General features: G+C 44.4%; 17 protein-coding genes. 10 read left to right on the top strand and 7 right to left on the bottom strand.

The window, feature by feature from the left end:
- Positions 1-133: 133 nt before the first annotated feature.
- A complete protein-coding gene (locus FPZ44_RS05605; protein ID WP_261378215.1) occupies positions 134-1,318 on the top strand; it encodes an MFS transporter in 1,185 nt (394 codons plus the stop codon).
- 104 nt (positions 1,319-1,422) lie between these two features.
- On the top strand, positions 1,423-2,073 hold the full coding sequence (locus FPZ44_RS05600) for a nitroreductase family protein (protein ID WP_144988171.1): 651 nt from the start codon (positions 1,423-1,425) through the stop codon (positions 2,071-2,073).
- 114 nt (positions 2,074-2,187) lie between these two features.
- Here the strand turns inward: FPZ44_RS05600 and FPZ44_RS05595 are convergent, their stop codons facing one another.
- The gene (locus FPZ44_RS05595; protein WP_144988169.1) at positions 2,188-2,385 is read right to left on the bottom strand and encodes a cold shock domain-containing protein; all 198 of its coding nucleotides are present in this window, start codon (positions 2,383-2,385) and stop codon (positions 2,188-2,190) included.
- 233 nt (positions 2,386-2,618) lie between these two features.
- Between FPZ44_RS05595 and FPZ44_RS05590 the strand changes: the two genes are divergently transcribed.
- From FPZ44_RS05590 to FPZ44_RS05560, 8 genes are all read left to right on the top strand, one after another.
- Positions 2,619-2,852, top strand: a complete 234-nt coding sequence (locus FPZ44_RS05590) for a hypothetical protein (protein WP_144988167.1) — start codon at positions 2,619-2,621, stop codon at positions 2,850-2,852.
- Between the two features lie 38 nt (positions 2,853-2,890).
- The gene (locus tag FPZ44_RS05585; RefSeq protein WP_144988165.1) at positions 2,891-3,076 is read left to right on the top strand and encodes a hypothetical protein; all 186 of its coding nucleotides are present in this window, start codon (positions 2,891-2,893) and stop codon (positions 3,074-3,076) included.
- A gap of 160 nt (positions 3,077-3,236) precedes the next feature.
- The gene (locus FPZ44_RS26770) at positions 3,237-3,359 is read left to right on the top strand and encodes a hypothetical protein (RefSeq protein ID WP_261378214.1); all 123 of its coding nucleotides are present in this window, start codon (positions 3,237-3,239) and stop codon (positions 3,357-3,359) included.
- A gap of 38 nt (positions 3,360-3,397) precedes the next feature.
- Positions 3,398-5,194, top strand: coding sequence for an oligoendopeptidase F (gene pepF / locus FPZ44_RS05580; RefSeq protein ID WP_186785926.1), 1,797 nt, complete (start codon positions 3,398-3,400; stop codon positions 5,192-5,194).
- Positions 5,195-5,438: 244 nt separating this feature from the next.
- Entirely contained in the window at positions 5,439-5,795 is a 357-nt protein-coding gene (locus FPZ44_RS05575; protein ID WP_144991696.1) for a LapA family protein, read from the top strand.
- A gap of 86 nt (positions 5,796-5,881) precedes the next feature.
- Positions 5,882-6,973 carry a M42 family metallopeptidase gene (locus FPZ44_RS05570; RefSeq protein ID WP_144988163.1) on the top strand — a complete coding sequence of 364 codons (1,092 nt, stop codon included), beginning with the start codon at positions 5,882-5,884 and terminating at the stop codon, positions 6,971-6,973.
- Positions 6,974-7,596: 623 nt separating this feature from the next.
- Positions 7,597-8,625 (top strand): oxidoreductase, encoded by a 1,029-nt coding sequence (locus FPZ44_RS05565; RefSeq protein WP_144988161.1) that lies wholly within the window; start codon positions 7,597-7,599, stop codon positions 8,623-8,625.
- A 187-nt stretch (positions 8,626-8,812) separates the two neighbouring features.
- Positions 8,813-9,334, top strand: coding sequence for a tetratricopeptide repeat protein (locus tag FPZ44_RS05560; protein WP_144988159.1), 522 nt, complete (start codon positions 8,813-8,815; stop codon positions 9,332-9,334).
- 306 nt (positions 9,335-9,640) lie between these two features.
- Here the strand turns inward: FPZ44_RS05560 and FPZ44_RS05555 are convergent, their stop codons facing one another.
- The 6 genes from FPZ44_RS05555 to FPZ44_RS05530 all read right to left on the bottom strand — a co-directional run bounded on the left by FPZ44_RS05555 (position 9,641) and on the right by FPZ44_RS05530 (position 16,466).
- Complete coding sequence (locus FPZ44_RS05555) at positions 9,641-11,584, bottom strand: ABC-F family ATP-binding cassette domain-containing protein (RefSeq protein ID WP_144988157.1); 1,944 nt, start codon at positions 11,582-11,584, stop codon at positions 9,641-9,643.
- Positions 11,585-11,738: 154 nt separating this feature from the next.
- Positions 11,739-12,311: a TetR/AcrR family transcriptional regulator gene (locus FPZ44_RS05550; protein WP_144988155.1), complete on the bottom strand. Its 573-nt coding sequence runs from the start codon at positions 12,309-12,311 to the stop codon at positions 11,739-11,741.
- A gap of 137 nt (positions 12,312-12,448) precedes the next feature.
- Positions 12,449-13,279 (bottom strand): DUF92 domain-containing protein, encoded by an 831-nt coding sequence (locus FPZ44_RS05545; RefSeq protein WP_144988153.1) that lies wholly within the window; start codon positions 13,277-13,279, stop codon positions 12,449-12,451.
- Between the two features lie 85 nt (positions 13,280-13,364).
- On the bottom strand, positions 13,365-14,036 hold the full coding sequence (locus tag FPZ44_RS05540) for a fumarylacetoacetate hydrolase family protein (RefSeq protein WP_144988151.1): 672 nt from the start codon (positions 14,034-14,036) through the stop codon (positions 13,365-13,367).
- 217 nt (positions 14,037-14,253) lie between these two features.
- A complete protein-coding gene (locus FPZ44_RS05535) occupies positions 14,254-14,697 on the bottom strand; it encodes a PaaI family thioesterase (protein WP_144988149.1) in 444 nt (147 codons plus the stop codon).
- 89 nt (positions 14,698-14,786) lie between these two features.
- On the bottom strand, positions 14,787-16,466 hold the full coding sequence (locus tag FPZ44_RS05530) for an AMP-binding protein (RefSeq protein WP_144988147.1): 1,680 nt from the start codon (positions 16,464-16,466) through the stop codon (positions 14,787-14,789).
- Positions 16,467-16,499: the final 33 nt, after the last annotated feature.

The raw sequence follows: 16,499 nt of genomic DNA, 5'->3' as shown, positions 1-16,499 counted from the left end.
TGTAAATGTATCATCATTCGTATTGCTGCCACTGCCTGTCGGCTTCTTTGCAAGCATGATATACTACTAACTAAATTAGATAGAGAATGATTACCATATTGGATCATTTAAAAATATGGAGGGAGCCTACATCATGAATCCAGCTTCACCGACATCGGAAATCAACAAGCTGCGTACGTATACGTTTGCTGTATTTATGATTTCTGCCGTTATTATTTCATATTTACCTTTATATTTAAAATCACTTGGGTATAACGCTGTACAGATCGGACTGCTTTATTCGATAGGTCCGCTTATATCCATTTGTTCAAACTTTATTTGGGGTGTAGCAAGCGATAAGTCTCAAACGATTAAAAAAATCATACTCATTCTACTTGCTGTTCAGACCATTATGATCGTCATCCTAAGCTTTGCCTCGTCATATACGACAGTTATGATGCTTCTTGTCGTGTTCTACTTCTTCTACTATCCGGTCTTTCCACTGACTGATACGCTAACGATTGTAACTACGCAATCCCATAACCGCAGCTTTATTGGTGTTCGGGTGTTTGGATCGATTGGTTTTGCTTTTTCGGCGTTAGCCTTCGGATATTTGCTAAAATCGATTGGCGCTTCATATACGTTGGTTGTTATCGGTGCATTAAGTGTGCTGTCATTGATGCTCTTATTAGTTGTTTCTGATAAAAAAGCCTCGATCAAAAAGATGGAGTTCGGTGGTCTATGGGAAGTCATTAAGCAACCAAATGTGTATCTCTTCCTTATCTGTGTACTGCTGCTAGCGATTGGACATCGGTTCAATGATGCATTTCTTGGTCTCTCTCTCCTTTCGCTTGGTGCCGACGAATCGATTGTTGGATGGGCTTGGATGATTTCTGCTGTTAGTGAAATCCCTATCTTTTTCCTATTAAATGCATATGGAGAACGAGTAAAGGAACTTCCCTTGTTAGCGATCTCCTGCGTTATGTACATGCTGCGCTTTCTTATAGCTGGCTATGTTCAAGATCCGATCTGGCTGATTAGCACGCAGGTGATGCACAGTGTAACGTTCGGTATTTTTTATTTCGTTGCAATTCGTTACTTGAACAAAGTTATTCCTGAGCAATTCCGCTCAACAGGTATGGCAGTCTACACGATTGTCTGGTCAAGTATATCTGGTCTGCTTAGTGGTACCATTGGTGGGAAACTATTAGAGGTATATGGAAAAGATATCGTCTTCTTCTCCGCAGCCGGCTTCGCAATAGTTGCTGCCTTTGGATTTGCACTGCTTCATCTATATGTAAAGCGCAATGAAAAATCAACAGCTGCATTGCATTTTTAACAGTTCCTCTTATAATAGTAGTAGGTATTAGTATTAGGTACTAATTTTTTTGTTATGTGAAGCAAATTGGATAGGACCACTACCTTGACAGAGGATGATTGAAATTGAACACATATGAAATTGTAAAAGATACGATTCACGGAAGACGAAGTGTTCGCAATTATGATGAGCGACCTGTATCGGCAGAGGATATTCAAGAGCTAATTGACTGTGCACGATATGCACCTAGCGATACGAACTCACAGACTTGGGAATTTATTGCGATTTTGAATGCAGATATGATACGTACTATTGAGGAGTTAACATGGGAGAAGCTTCATGAAAGAGCTGCTCAAGCTGAATCGCAAGGACTTACAAGAGAAGCGCGCATGCTGTTAAAGTCATTTGGTCCCTATGCCACTGCTTTCTCAGGAGCTCCTGCGCTATTAATCTGTCTGGCAACACCGTATCAATCTAAGTTCCGTGCAAAAATCTTCGATCCTATACAGCTTGTTCCTGAGTCTGTATGGCAAGAAGAAGGGATCAAAAGCAGCTGTTTGGCAGTACAAAATGTGATGCTCGCTGCCCATGCTAAAGGGTTAGCTACATGCCCGATGACTGGACCTGTGTTGCTGGCCGAAGAAGCTATTAAGGAGCTGCTTCATATTGAATCCGATCGGACAATTAATATGGTACTTTCGCTCGGCTATGCGAAGGAGAAGCCAGCAAAGCTTTCTCGTAAAGAGGTAAGCGATATTTTGCGCATCATTTATTGAAGACTTGTTACCTTAGTTAAGAACGAAAAAGGAGCCCACTCATTCTATATAGAACGAGCGGGCTCCTTTAACAATGCTATGGCACTATTTATAAAGATTCCCTAAGGAATTCGATTATAATTTAATGACATTAGCAGCTTGTGGTCCACGATTTCCATCGGAAATCTCGAATTCCACTGCTTGGCCTTCTTCAAGTGTCTTGAATCCATCTGTTTCAATTGCGGAGTAGTGTACGAACACGTCGTCTCCACCGTCAACAGAAATGAATCCGTAGCCTTTTTCTGCGTTGAACCATTTAACGGTACCTTTCAAAGTAAAAACCTCCTCACATCTTCGCCTCAAAGGCGAATATTTACATTATAGTCGGCTGTATACGAAAAAGCAACTTTTTTCAAATACCTCTTGCTATTATATCAAATATCATGTATGTAGATAAGCTTTATTTGCTTTGTTTCGACCCCTGCGTTAATATGAACGTAAGGTTGTTATTGCTTGATACATCAAGGAATAACATAGATTTGAAACTAGAAAGAGCGAGGTACAACATGGCTAAGAAACATCTGATTTACAAGAAGGACAAATGGAATATGCTTACGGTAGAAGTTCACGGACGCCAGCTCGTCCTTCGTGAAATATCTGACCAATGGGGAGAAGAGTGTCATACGTTCCTCGGTCGCCCTGAGATGATGCAATGGGTTTCTCAACGCTTCCCTAAAGAACAATTCGCTGGGAATGAAGAAGAATGGGATCAACTAATGGCGGCTTTTAAAGAAGTATAGTTAGTTCTCCCCTATCCTTGTAAGAAGGTACGGTGATTATGGATTCTTCAATGACGCTTGTATTTATCATTACAGCATTCTCACTAGGTGCTGTTATCGTTTGGAAGAAGGATACTATACCACAGCAACTGCGCAAATTTATGGCTCTCACTACGCTAGGGCTAGTATTATTTGCCTTTTTCCTAATCGTGTACAGTTTCATTACGCTTGGTTCAGCCTCATAAGAGGCTGTTCGCATACATATCGTTATTTATCTGGCCTGCTTATCATCTGTATTGGATAAAACAACAAGCTGAAGCATTAATCTTCCTCCTTCTCGGTCATACTAGTCCTGAGCCCAAGTCGTCGGATACGGGACTGTAGACGACAGGAGGAATACGATGAATGGCAATTATCGCACTACCATTGCACGCTGTCTCCTTATTGCCATTATACCGCTGGCTCTTGGCATTTGCCCGTCAACCGTACGGTCATTTCGCAACAGTCATGCTGTGCAAGCCAGTGTAAGCAACTTCAATACATATAGTGATTTTAGGAGGGTACATATGTCACAATTGACGAAACGTTCGGAAGTACCACAGGAACACCGTTGGAAGCTTGAAGATTTATTCGGCTCGCAAGCTGAATGGGATCGTGAGCACGCATTATTGCAACAACTGCTGGCAAAAGCAGATCAATTTCACGGTAAACTAAACGAACCAGCTGCGCTCAAAGCATGTTTTGAGCTGGAAGATGACATTTCACTTCACGCTGAGCGATTATATGTATACGCTAATATGCGTCATCATGAAGATACGGCTGAAGCACAGTACCAGGCACTATCCGATAAGGCTAAGAAACTAAGCGTTGAGGTTAGCGAGAAATTATCCTACATCACACCAGAGATTCTTTCTCTATCTGATGATAAGCTTGATGCATTTATAGCAGATGAACAATTGAAGCCTTACCGCTTCACTTTACAAGAAATGAAGCGTCAGAAGGCTCATGTTCTTTCCAAACAAGAGGAAGCACTACTTGCACAAGTAGGCAGCTTATCCAGAGCTCCAGAAACCATTTACAGTATGCTGAACAATGCTGACATGAAGTTCCCTAAGATTAAAAACGATAAAGGTGAAGAAGTAGAGCTTACGCATGGCAGCTACATTCAGATGCTGGAAAGCCGCAACCGCGACGTGCGCCGAGCAGCTTTCGAAGCCGTCTACAGCACCTACAAGAAGCAAAGCAACACAATTGCAGCTGCTTTAAGCGCAAACGTTACGAAGAACTTATTTTATGCGAAAGCTCGTAAGTACCCTTCAACTCTGGAAATGTACCTTTACGGTGACAACATTCCAAAAGAAGTGTATACGAATCTAATCGGTGCCATCCATAAGCATCTTCCGCTTATGCATCGCTACATGAAACTTCGTGCTAAGCTGCTTAAGGTCGACAAGCTGCATATGTATGACTTGTTTGCCCCTATTGTGGAGCAATTCGATATGAACATTCCTTACACGGAAGCAACTTCGATTGTAAAGGAAAGTTTGAAGCCGCTAGGCGAAGACTATTTGAATGCCATTCAAGAAGGATATGATAACGGCTGGATTGACGTATATGAAAATGAAGGCAAACGCAGCGGAGCTTACAGTTGGGGTGCTTATGGCACACACCCATACGTGCTCTTGAACCATAAAGATAACTTGAACAGCATGTTCACGTTGACGCATGAAATGGGTCATGCACTGCACTCCTACTATTCAGACAACAATTTGCCATATCGGGATGCGCAGTATACCATCTTCCTAGCTGAGGTTGCTTCCACTTTGAATGAAGCATTGCTAATGGACTTCATGCTCAAGAAGAGCAATGATCCTAAAGAAAAGATGTATTTGCTCACCTACTACATCGATCAATTCCGTACAACGGTATTCCGTCAAACGATGTTTGCTGAATTCGAGTTGATTATTCATGAGCGTGCTGAGAAAGGTGAAGCATTGACTCCGCAGTTGTTGAATGAAGTTTACTACGACTTGAACAAGAAATATTACGGCGACGAAATGGTCGTTGACCAAGATATTGAGATCGAATGGGCTAGAATCCCGCATTTCTACACGAGTTTCTACGTGTATAAGTACGCAACAGGATTCTCTGCTGCACAAAGCTTCGCGAAGCAGATTCTAGATGAAGGTCAACCAGCAGTTGATCGTTACCTGGGCTTCCTGAAGAGCGGCGGCAGCGACTTCTCCATTAATATTTTGAAGAAAGCTGGCGTTGATATGTCCACTCCTGCTCCTATCGAAGAAGGAATGAGTGTACTCGAATCCCTTATCGAGCAAATGGAACAGATGGCAAAAGAGCTGTAATAGCCTATCTCAACTAAGCTACTAATCGCATTACCAAGTAAATAAGTCCACTTGACTCCTTCCCTTGCTACGCATCGGAAGGAGTTGCTATTTACTACAATGAGCTTACACGATAATCACCCGATTTATCTCATAATGAGATTGTGGCGCTGGATCAGTAAGGATTATACTACAAAGAAGGAGTTGATCAAACATGGCTAACAAAACAACAAAAGTACCCAATTCCAACAACAAGAATAATGACTTGCGCATCCAGTGGACCTTATTTGCTGCACTCGTATTTGCGCTTCTAACAGCGATTTTTGCCATCGTGAATGTAGAGCCCGTACAAGTCAATTTGTTATTCGGCACATTCGATGTACCACTTATCCTGCTTATTTTAGGATGTACACTGCTAGGAGCTCTGATCGTTGGATCTTACGGAGTATATGCACAATACCGTATTCGACGCAAAGTGAAAGAGCTAGAGGCCAAAGTGGCACAACTCGAAGCAGAATCTGAGAATGGATATATGTTTCCTGAACCAACGAATGCGCAGCTGCAAGAAATTGAGGATGTTCTTGCGGATAAACGTGATTTAAAAGATTCAAAAAACGAGTAGGCTTTCAGGTGAGAATACCTCTGCAGCAGTAACTTGGGTTTCTCACTAGGCTACTTTACATTTCAAATCAAAGGAGCAAACTTCTTATGAGCACACTTTTTGATTCCCCATATGCTGCAATAAAGAACGAAGCACTTGCCATTCCAATCGATGAATCTTACGTGCTTAGCCTGCTGATGGAACTGCTTCAAACCTCTAGCCCAACAGGCTACACGCACCATATTATGAACCGTATTCACGAAGAAGCACATAAGCTCGGCTATACAATGGAACGTAATCAAAAAGGCGGCGGCTACATTCGAGTGAAAGGCTCTCAAGAAGACAGCACGCAAGTAATCGGGCTTTCTGCTCATGTGGATACGCTCGGCGCTATGGTCCGTTCGATTCACACAGACGGTACACTGCGACTTACGCCATTGGGCGGCTACATGATGAGTTCCATCGAAAATGAATACTGTCAAATACATACGCATGCAGGACAAACGTACACAGGTACAATCATGACGAAGCAGCCGTCTGTTCATGTCTTTGATAAAGCAAGCGAATTGGCTCGCAACGAAGAAAACATAATCGTTCGTATCGATGAGATCGTACATACCAAAGAAGATACAGCGAAGCTTGGCATTCGTACCGGAGACTACGTTTCCTTTGACGCTCGTCCCGTTCATCTTCCAAGCGGATTTATCAAATCGAGACATTTGGATGACAAAGCAAGTGTAGCTGCTTTATTCGGCTTGCTGCACAGTATGAAGGTCCATCAATGGAAACCTCAGCACGATATCATCATCTTCATCACCAACTATGAGGAGATTGGTCATGGTGCCTCATCATTGCCTAGTGGCATCACTGAGCTTATTGCCGTGGATATGGGTGCAATGGGAGATGACCTAAACTGTAAAGAAACAGATGTATCAATCTGTGCCAAAGACTCGTCTGGCCCTTATGATTACTTTATGACTTCTCGACTCGTTCAGCTTGCGGAAAGAGAAGGCATTGCTCATGTCGTCGACATTTATCCGCGCTACGGTTCTGATGCTTCAGCTGCGCTGCGTGGAGGAAACGATATACGCGCTGCTTTAATCGGTCCTGGTGTGCACGCTTCTCATGCGATGGAACGCACCCATTTGCAAGCCGTGATCAATACAGCAAAACTGCTCGCAGCTTATATTACGGAATAAGACCTTGCACTTGCATGAATTTAGAGTAGTAGTTGTTTACGTGAAACGTATATAGGGAGTCATGAATCGTATATAGTGGGTTGTAAAAATAAGCTGCGTTTACTTTTACTTATTGCAATAACGTTGGCACAGGCTATTCGGCTTCTATCACGGAGTAGCAGTTATATAAGCCTTGTAAAATAGCAGCATTTTTATGGCCTTATTGTTCTAACGGTCGACACAGAGGCTATTGAGCTTAATTTCACTTATTTGGATGTGTAAGGGATGTAGGAGAGCTTATTTTCTATATTACACGTGTAAAATTGCCATAATAGCTGAAATAAGCTCGCTGACAACCGTTAAAATTCTACTTTAGACGTTTTCATTAAAATAACGTCAATGGCGCTCGTTAGAGTAAGCTGAGATGTTTAATGTTTAATGTTTAATGTTTAATGTTTAACAGCAGTTACAAATGCACTGGCAATTGAAATTTCCCTTTTAATTGTATTTGCAATTGCATTTGTACTTGCATGAATTAAGCTTTCATTTACACAATGGTGTAAGGATATACAGTTACAGTACCTTTGCAGCTTCCACTAGGTATGTTGTTTTTATTGAATAAAAAGGGTTGGAGGAATACGAACATGACAGAACATCCACTTCCGCAAGTTTTCCCTAATGACTTCAATGCCCTTGTTGTTGAACCAAATGAAGCTGGTGATATATTACCTAGCGTTCGTTCGATTTCTATACATGACCTCCCTGAAGGAAATGTTACGATCAAGGTCGCTTATTCCAGCTTGAATTACAAAGACGCTTTAGCTTGTTCGCCAAATGGCGGGATCGTCAAATCATACCCTTTCATCCCAGGAATAGACGCTGCAGGTACAGTCGTAGCATCCGCTGATGAACGTTATCAAGTTGGACAATCTGTCCTGCTGACTGGCTATGAATTTGGCGTTAGCCACTCCGGTGGATTGAGTGAGTACGTCCGAGTTGCAGGTGATTGGCTTGTCCCTTTGCCTGCCGGAGCTAGCCTTCGTGATGCGATGGCATTCGGTACAGCTGGCCTTACTGCTGCTCTTTCCATCGATAGATTGAAGAATCACGGATTGAAGCCTGAAGATGGTCCTATTCTCGTTACGGGGGCTAGCGGTGGAGTTGGTTCTTTATCCGTCGGCATTCTATCGAAGCTAGGCTATGAAGTAGTAGCTGCTACTAGCAAGGCAACTTTCGAGCCCATTCTGAAACAGCTAGGGGCTGCAAAAATTATTTCCCGTGAGCACCTGCTTCCTGAGAAGCAGCGTCCACTGAATAAGCAACTGTGGGCAGGCGTCGTCGACGTCTGTGGCGGAAATATTTTGGCATCTGCGCTTGCTTCTGTAAACTATGGTGGCGCAGTCGCTGCGAGCGGATTAACAGCTGGAGCAAACTTGCCAACAACGGTGCTGCCGTTCATTTTACGGGGTGTTGCCCTATACGGCATTGATTCTGTCTATGCATCGATTACGCAAAGACAAACGCTATGGAATAGATTGCTCACGGACTGGTCTTCCATTGTTCATACAGACGGCTTCGTACATGAACATACGCTGCAAGAGGTTCCAGCATTGACGACCAACATGCTGCAAGGGGCCAGTGAAGGAAGACGCATCATTCGTTTGGAAGAGTAAGCATTGCTCATATGTGGATAGTACGACTAGAGAGTTAACAAGACATAGCATTATAATGTGTCTTAAAACTTAGTAATACAGCATACAGCAAGCAGCAAGCAGCAATCAAGTTCAGTAAGTACTGTAAGTTCAGTTCAAGAAATCTAGAACTACCATTTCAGATGCCAACCGGAGGATGAGACGACACATGGATAGCTCTATCAAGCAGCCTGCATGGGACTCCGAGCTAAAGCAAGCGGTTCAATTGCGGCAGGAGTCTCAGTTAGAATCTTCACTGCAATTGTTGGTAAAGCTCGCAAACAACTACCCTGACGAAGGTGTCGTACAGTATCAATGTGCATGGGCACATGATGCACTTGGAAAAGAAATATCCGCCGTCCCCTACTATGTACGAGCACTATCGTTACAACTCACGGACGAGGATCGCCGCGGTGCTTATTTAGGATTGGGCAGCACCTATCGAGCCATTGGTGAGTATGAGAAATCAAAAGTACTGCTAGAAGAAGCAATCGCCCACTTCCCAGATGCACGAGAATTCAAAGTGTTTTACGCCTTAGCCTTGTACAATCTTAATTATCATGAAGAGAGTACTTCTTTGCTGCTTCGTCAGCTCGTGGAGACTACACAAGATGCTCATATTTCGCAATATAATCGCGCCCTGCTCTTCTATGCAGATCATCTGAACGAAGTGTGGGCAGATGAGGAATAAATGCAGTCATCTCATATAAAGCAGAACAACAACTTCATGTAAAGTCAACATCCGTATCCAATGCACATCAATACGCTTTCGCTGTAATCCCTAATGATTAGAGAGGCTCAACTATTCGTAACATCAATCATTATCGAGCGAGACTCAATTACATATAAAACAACCCGCTTCACTCCTAAAAGTGATACGGGTTGTTTTTGTGTTACGCTATTTTAAAAAAAGTATGCGCTGTTGAAATCAGTTTATCTCCGTTTGGAGTATATCATCGTAAACAAACGTTTCCTCCATAGCCTGTACGTACAACAGTTATGAACGTTTTGCCGCCTCGATCTGCTCAGCCAGTTCATTTAGCTCTGTCCAACGCTCCAACAGGTCACTTAGTTTCTGCTCAGCCTCTTGCTGCTGCTTCATTAGCTCTTGCAGGCGCACGGAATCGTTGAATGCTGCTTCCATCTCAGCGTTATTACGCTCCATTTGCGCCTCTACATCTGCGATCCAGCCATCAATTTGATTGTAGTCCTGCTCTTCCTTATACGACATTTTCAGCTTTGGCTTGCGTTCTGACTTCGCCGCTGCTGCTTCAGTCGATGTATGAGCTTGATTGCCCTGCTTATCGCTTGCTGCAGACTTCTGGTCGTTAAGTGCAGACAAGCCTTGAGCTGCTCTCCACTCCACGTACTCCGTATAGTTACCAACATGATTACGAATTTCCCCATTTTCAAACGACCAAATCCGATCCACAACCCGATCAAGGAAGTAGCGATCATGTGATACGGTAATTACAACACCAGGGAATTCATCCAAGTAATTTTCTAACACCGCTAACGTTTCTACATCCAAGTCATTCGTAGGCTCATCGAGCAGCAGCACATTTGGCGCAGTCATTAACAATCGCAGCAATTGCAAGCGACGCTTCTCGCCACCAGAAAGCTTGCCAACGAGCGTCCACTGCATCGATGGATTAAATAAGAAACGCTCCAACATTTGTGCAGCACTAATCGTGTGGCCTTCAGCCGTCTTTACCGTTTCAGCAGCTTCACGAATATATTCGATAACGCGCATCGATTCATCCATTTCATCATGCTCTTGCGTGAAGTATCCGATGCGCACCGTTGGTCCAAGTACAATGCTCCCTTTATCCGGCTGTCTCGTCCCCGCAATAATTTGCAGCAAGGTCGACTTACCGCTGCCATTCACACCAATAATACCAATGCGATCATGCGGAACGGCGATGTAATCCAACCCACGGAACAACTGACGCGTTCCAGCATCAGCCCCAATAGACTCGAGCTCCATTATCTTTTTCCCAAGACGAGCACTAGCAGCAGACACTTCAACAGCGCCCTGCTTCTGTGTCGGTCCTTGAGATTGCAGATCTTCGAAGCGATCAATCCGTGCCTTCTGTTTCGTTGTACGCGCCTTTGCTCCACGGCGAATCCATGCTAGCTCTTGGCGCAAAATATTTTGACGCGTCGATTCAGCGGAAGCCTCGCGTGCTTCACGATCAGCCTTCAATTCAAGGAAACGCGTATAGTTCGCCTCGTAGAAATGTGCACGGCCATAATCAAGCTCGATCATTCGATTCGCAACACGATCAAGGAAATAGCGATCATGCGTAATCATAATTAACGCACCTGAGCGCTTCTGAAGATAGGATTCCAACCACGCAACCGTATCATTGTCAATATGGTTGGTAGGTTCGTCTAGCAGCAGCAGATCTGACGGGTGAATCAATCCTGCAGCAAGTGCGACTCGCTTGCGCTGACCGCCGGACAACTCACTAACGCGAGCATCATAACGAGTAATACCGAGCTTGGACAAAATAGTCTTCGCGTCACTTTCGATTTGCCAAGCCTGTAGTCGATCCATATCATCACTAGCTTGAACGAGCTGCATTTGTAGCTTCTCGTCTTCTGGTTGAACACGCAAACGCTCTAAAATATCTGTATATCGACGAACCGCCTTCATTTCAGGCGCATCCCCGCTCATGACCGTTTCCAATACCGTGGCGTGCGGTTCAAATTCAGGTTCCTGTGCCACATACTGCACACGGATCGCATTCCCTTTCATGATACGTCCCGTTTCAATCGAGTCAATTCCTGCCAACGTACGCATAAACGTTGATTTGCCGGTTCCGTTCACACCGATGATTCCAAATCTATCTCCTGTCGCTATACCGAAAGATACATCTTTAAATAGTGTCTTCTCGCCGTAGCTTTTACCAAGCTGTTCTACGGTAATTACATGCATATTTCTTCCCCCGAACTTTGTGAATATCAATAAACAAGGAGAACCTATGGTTCTCCCTAGCTTCTTATCTATACAGCTATGATCGCTATGCTAGCCAAAATAGATTCTCGCTGTTAAATCAGTCTTATACTGGCTAATTCAGCCTCTACGTCATCTACTTCTGATGCATGCAACCATTCATAAACAAGTTTGTAGCAAAAACCACTCGCTGTTGTACATCTTCCTCTTTAAAAGTCGGATCGAATAGAATATCCATCTTCATCATATCCAAAATGCCTACAAATGACTTGGCAAGCAGCTTAGGCTCTGTAAAGCCACCATCATCAAGCATATCCGCTAGAATTCGTATATACTGAGCCATAAAAGACTGTATCTCCTGCAGCATCTCTGGATCATTGTTAGGCATCATGAAAAATAGCTTCGTATAATCCCTACGGTCATAGAAATAACGCAAATGATGACTAGCTGCTACGGATAAGCGCTCTTTCAAAGACTCACCTTGCTGCAAGCCGTTCGCAATCTGCTCTAGAAATTGCTCAAAGTCTCGCTTCGTCATAGCCGCAAACAATTGCTCCTTGCTGCTAAAGTACAAGTACAATGTCCCTTTCGCAATTCCCGCTCGATCAGCAATCTCAGACATTTTCGTTTCATAGAAGCCGTTGGCACCGAAGAGCTCGTAAGCTGCATCCAAAATCAAATTCCATTTGTCTCCCTGTACTTGACTCATCGGCCCACCTCCTTCTGCTAAACATGACTAAACACCTTTTTGATATGTCTTATTATCATATATCGAATATAACACGGTACATAAAAGATGTCGATTCAGAGCAAGGGCAATCCAGTGAATGTGACAAGCCTCATGTACTATCCTAGCAGCAAACTACCGATTAACCAAGCCAACAAACCGCCAACGATGGAACTTAGGCTATTGACCAAATCATTCGTCATCCAACGGAAACCGCGAACGAGTGTAGTTGCCTGATCACAATGCTGCAATCTTTCTGTTGCAACACCACACTTCTCGCATCGGTAGGCAGCCTGCCAAGTTGCACCCAGCAAGGAATCTGTAAATGCACCTGCCACACCGCCAACGGCTCCACTAATGCCGATTGCAAGCAGCAAATACCAGCTATATGGATATGGAAAAGCGAGATCTTGAGCGATGTACAAGCAGACAACAGCCGCTCCTCCAATGGTGAGCGCTCCTCCAACTGCAGCCCAGCTACCGAGTGCCGATACAGCTCCTGACGTACCTGCTGGCACAGGGCGCCACGTGATGACCGAACGCGGCTGCGAGCGGCTCAAGCTGCCAATTTCCGTCGCCCATGTATCCGCATTAACGGTAGCCATAACCCCAACGAATAAAAATACCCAAGCTGGATGTGGAAATAATGCGTTCGCCACACATAACAGCATACCGATTCCGCCGTTAGCCCATACTTGGTGCGCATCTCGCTGACCCGTTTTTTCATAAATCGTATCAAAGCGGCTTTTCGCGCGCTTTTTCCATTTTGACCAACCCGTTGACGTTATAAAAAAGGTGAGCAGCAGCCCGAACCATAGCAAACTACCACTTCCAAAGTACACCGTTCCCATTACAAAAGCTGCTAGTGCACCTGAACGAGTAAGTGAGCGTTTTTTATAAGCAGCGCCGGCCATAAAGAAACTACCAACTAATCCAATTATCCAGTCCATTTTGTTTCCTTTCTCGTTTCCTTACTATCTTAATTGCTTTCTTACATTGCTATTTTAATGACTACCTATACAAATACTATTATTACTATTGTTTAGCCTCTATAACACAGGAACCGATCGTCTCGCCATTCCATTGCAGCTCAAGTACATCTCCAGCTTGTACCGCCCCAACGCCTGCCGGTGTTCCCGTGAAAATAACATCACCTTTACTTAAGCCATAGTTAGACGCTACAAATTGAATGAGCTGCTGCAAATCGAAAATCATATCAGCTGCTGTTCCCTGCTGCACGACCTCACCATTGCGCAGCAACGCAAATGGCGTACGGATAACTTGCTGCGCTCCCTCAAAAGGAATCGTATTCGTGATTGGTCCTGAATTATGAACGCCTTTAGCAGGCAACCATGGATGGCCTTTCGTCTTTAGCGTCTCCTGTACATCACGCAGTGTAAAATCAAGGCCAAGTGCAACGGCTTCAATCGCCTCATCAACCTGCGTATCTGGTGTAATCTCTCTGCCAATGTAAAGTACAATCTCAATCTCATGATGAACCGCCCCTTGATGCAGCGGCAATGCGAGCGGCGTACGATCACCAATTGGCACGACCGAATGGGATGGCTTCATAAACACCATTGGCTTCGTAGGAACGTCATTGCCAAGCTCAAGCGCGTGCAGCTTGTAATTGCGACCGATGCAGTAAACATTGCGAATATTTGCGGCAAAAGAATGCTCATAATTGCTAGCTTGTTGATGTGTCATTAGAAACCTCTCCTTATTGTTGATGAACGCTGATTACTAAAATCATAGGGACTATAAAGATTCAAAGAGATATGTACAAGAACATTAACTATGTTCATTGTATTCGAATTCGGCCATTCTTTCATCTATATCACATAATTGTGACTTCAAGTGTAATGAAAAACCAGTCGCCGATTGCAACATCGACGACTGGCAGTTAACTATACCATCTATTCCGTTAAGGGAGGACTACAACGGGATTTACAACACGGAATGTTCCTGTACCAATCGTTCCTAAGGCTCCACCGCTGCTTTCCACCTTACCTGTACAGGTCAGTGAACGACCTGACTGATGAATGACCTCTGCCGTCACAATAAGCTCTTCGGCCTTCATGGGAGCAACAAAATTAACATTTAAATTGGACGTAACCGTATTTTCATGCGGACGAAGCAGCATCGTAGCCAGCCCCATCGCATTATCGAGCAGCGAAGCAAGCACACCACCATGAACGATTCCGATCACATTCAAATGGTGTGGCTGCACGTTAAGTTTGAGTACAACCTTAGCTGTAGAAGCTTCGATCACTTCGCAGCCAATAAAGTCCCAGAATGTACCGCGTGCACGCTCCGTTAACGTACTCAGCCATTTCTCTTGTCCTTCCGTAACCGGCTTTAAACTCATCGGACAATTCCTCCTGATTTTTACTACACACAGACTGTATTGCGGCTGTTATACACTTTTATTACTTTTATTACTTTTATTACTCTTGCCTATTTCATCAACGCAGTCGTCTCTTCTTCCAAGAGGGCACGTTTCAGCACTTTACCAGCAATCGTCTTCGGCAGTTCAGCCCTAAATTCATAGTGGCGCGGCACCTTATAGCTGGCCAGACGAGCTCGGCACCATACATTCAACTCTTCTTCCGTTACATGCTTGCCAGCACGCAGCACAATGTATGCCTTGACCGTTTCCCCCCGGTACTCATCTGGAATACCGACCACACTGGCATCTTGAATGTGAGGATGCTCAAACAGCACCTCTTCAATTTCTCGCGGATAAATGTTAAATCCACCTGCAATAACGAGGTCCTTTTTCCGATCAACAATCGTGAAAAATCCTTCCTCATCCATGCGTGCCATGTCGCCGGTATATAACCAGCCATCGCGCAATACTTTGCTCGTTTCTTCAGGTCGCTTCCAATAGCCCTTCATCACCTGTGGTCCCTTGACGACTAACTCGCCAATTTCGCCAACGGGCATTTCTTCGCCTGTATCAGGAGCTACAACCTTGGCATCCGTATCCGGAAATGGAATACCGATCGTTCCATTTTTCCGCTTCCCCCACAGTAGATTTGCATGCGTTACTGGAGAGCTTTCCGATAACCCATACCCTTCAATAAGCTTACATCCGCTCAATTGCTCAAACTTCGTCTGCACTTCAAGCGGCAGTGAAGATGCCCCACTAATGCACATTTCAATGGAAGAAAGATCGTAATTAGTAATAGTAGGGTGATTGATGAGTGCAATATACATGGTTGGAGCCCCTGGAAACATCGTTGGTTTGAGTCGTTGGATCGATTCCAATATGTCTTTGGCATCGAATTTGGGGATAAGAATATTCATCCCTGCCGTAAGGATCGACAAGTTCATAAGTACCGTCATGCCAAACACATGGAAAAAAGGAAGCGCTCCCAAATATATAGACTCGCCCCGCTTTGCCTTATAGAACCAGCGGGAAACTTGCAGCGTGTTGGCAATGAGGTTACTGTGTGTCAGCATGACACCCTTGGCAGCACCCGTTGTGCCACCTGTGTATTGCAGCAGTGCAAGCTCATTCACTGCGTCTACATCAACGCATACAGCTTCCTGCGAAGCAAGTTGTATAAGTGAATGAAAAGAGTGGACGCCCTTGCCGTAAGGGACGTCCAGATTCGCTCCACTGCGCTTTGCTTTGAATGGATAAAGCAAATTTTTAGGAAACGGCAAAAATTCTTTAATGGAAGTTACAATAATGTGCTCTAGACCCGTTTGCTGCTTTACCGCATGCACACGAGGGAACAGCAGGTCCAGTGTAACCATTATTTTGGCCTCGGCATCATTGAGCTGATGTTCAATTTCCCGCTCCTTGTAGAGCGGATTCGTAAGCACGGCAACGGCACCAATCATTAGAGTTCCGTAGTAGGCAATGACTGTCTGAGGACAGTTAGGCAGCATAATTGCCACCCGGTCACCGCGTTTCACACCAAGGCTCTTCAACATATTTGCGCAGCGGTATGCAGCTTCCAACAGTTGCTCATAGTTTATCTTTTTTCCCATAAAATGTAGGGCGGTTCGTTCTGGATAATCACGTGCCGCCTGAATGAGAAACAATGCCAAATTATGCTTAGGATATTCGTAGGTAGAGGTGATCTCACTAGGATAATGACAGAGCCATGGCTTATCCAATGGCATACAAGCTCATCCCTTTCCCCAGGTCCACGCCGT

The sequence above is a fragment of the Paenibacillus agilis genome (assembly GCF_007786455.1).
GTDB lineage: Bacteria > Bacillota > Bacilli > Paenibacillales > Paenibacillaceae > Paenibacillus_B > Paenibacillus_B agilis.
The sequence above is the reverse complement of the archived record's forward strand: the minus strand, read 5'-3'. Positions and strand labels throughout refer to the sequence as shown.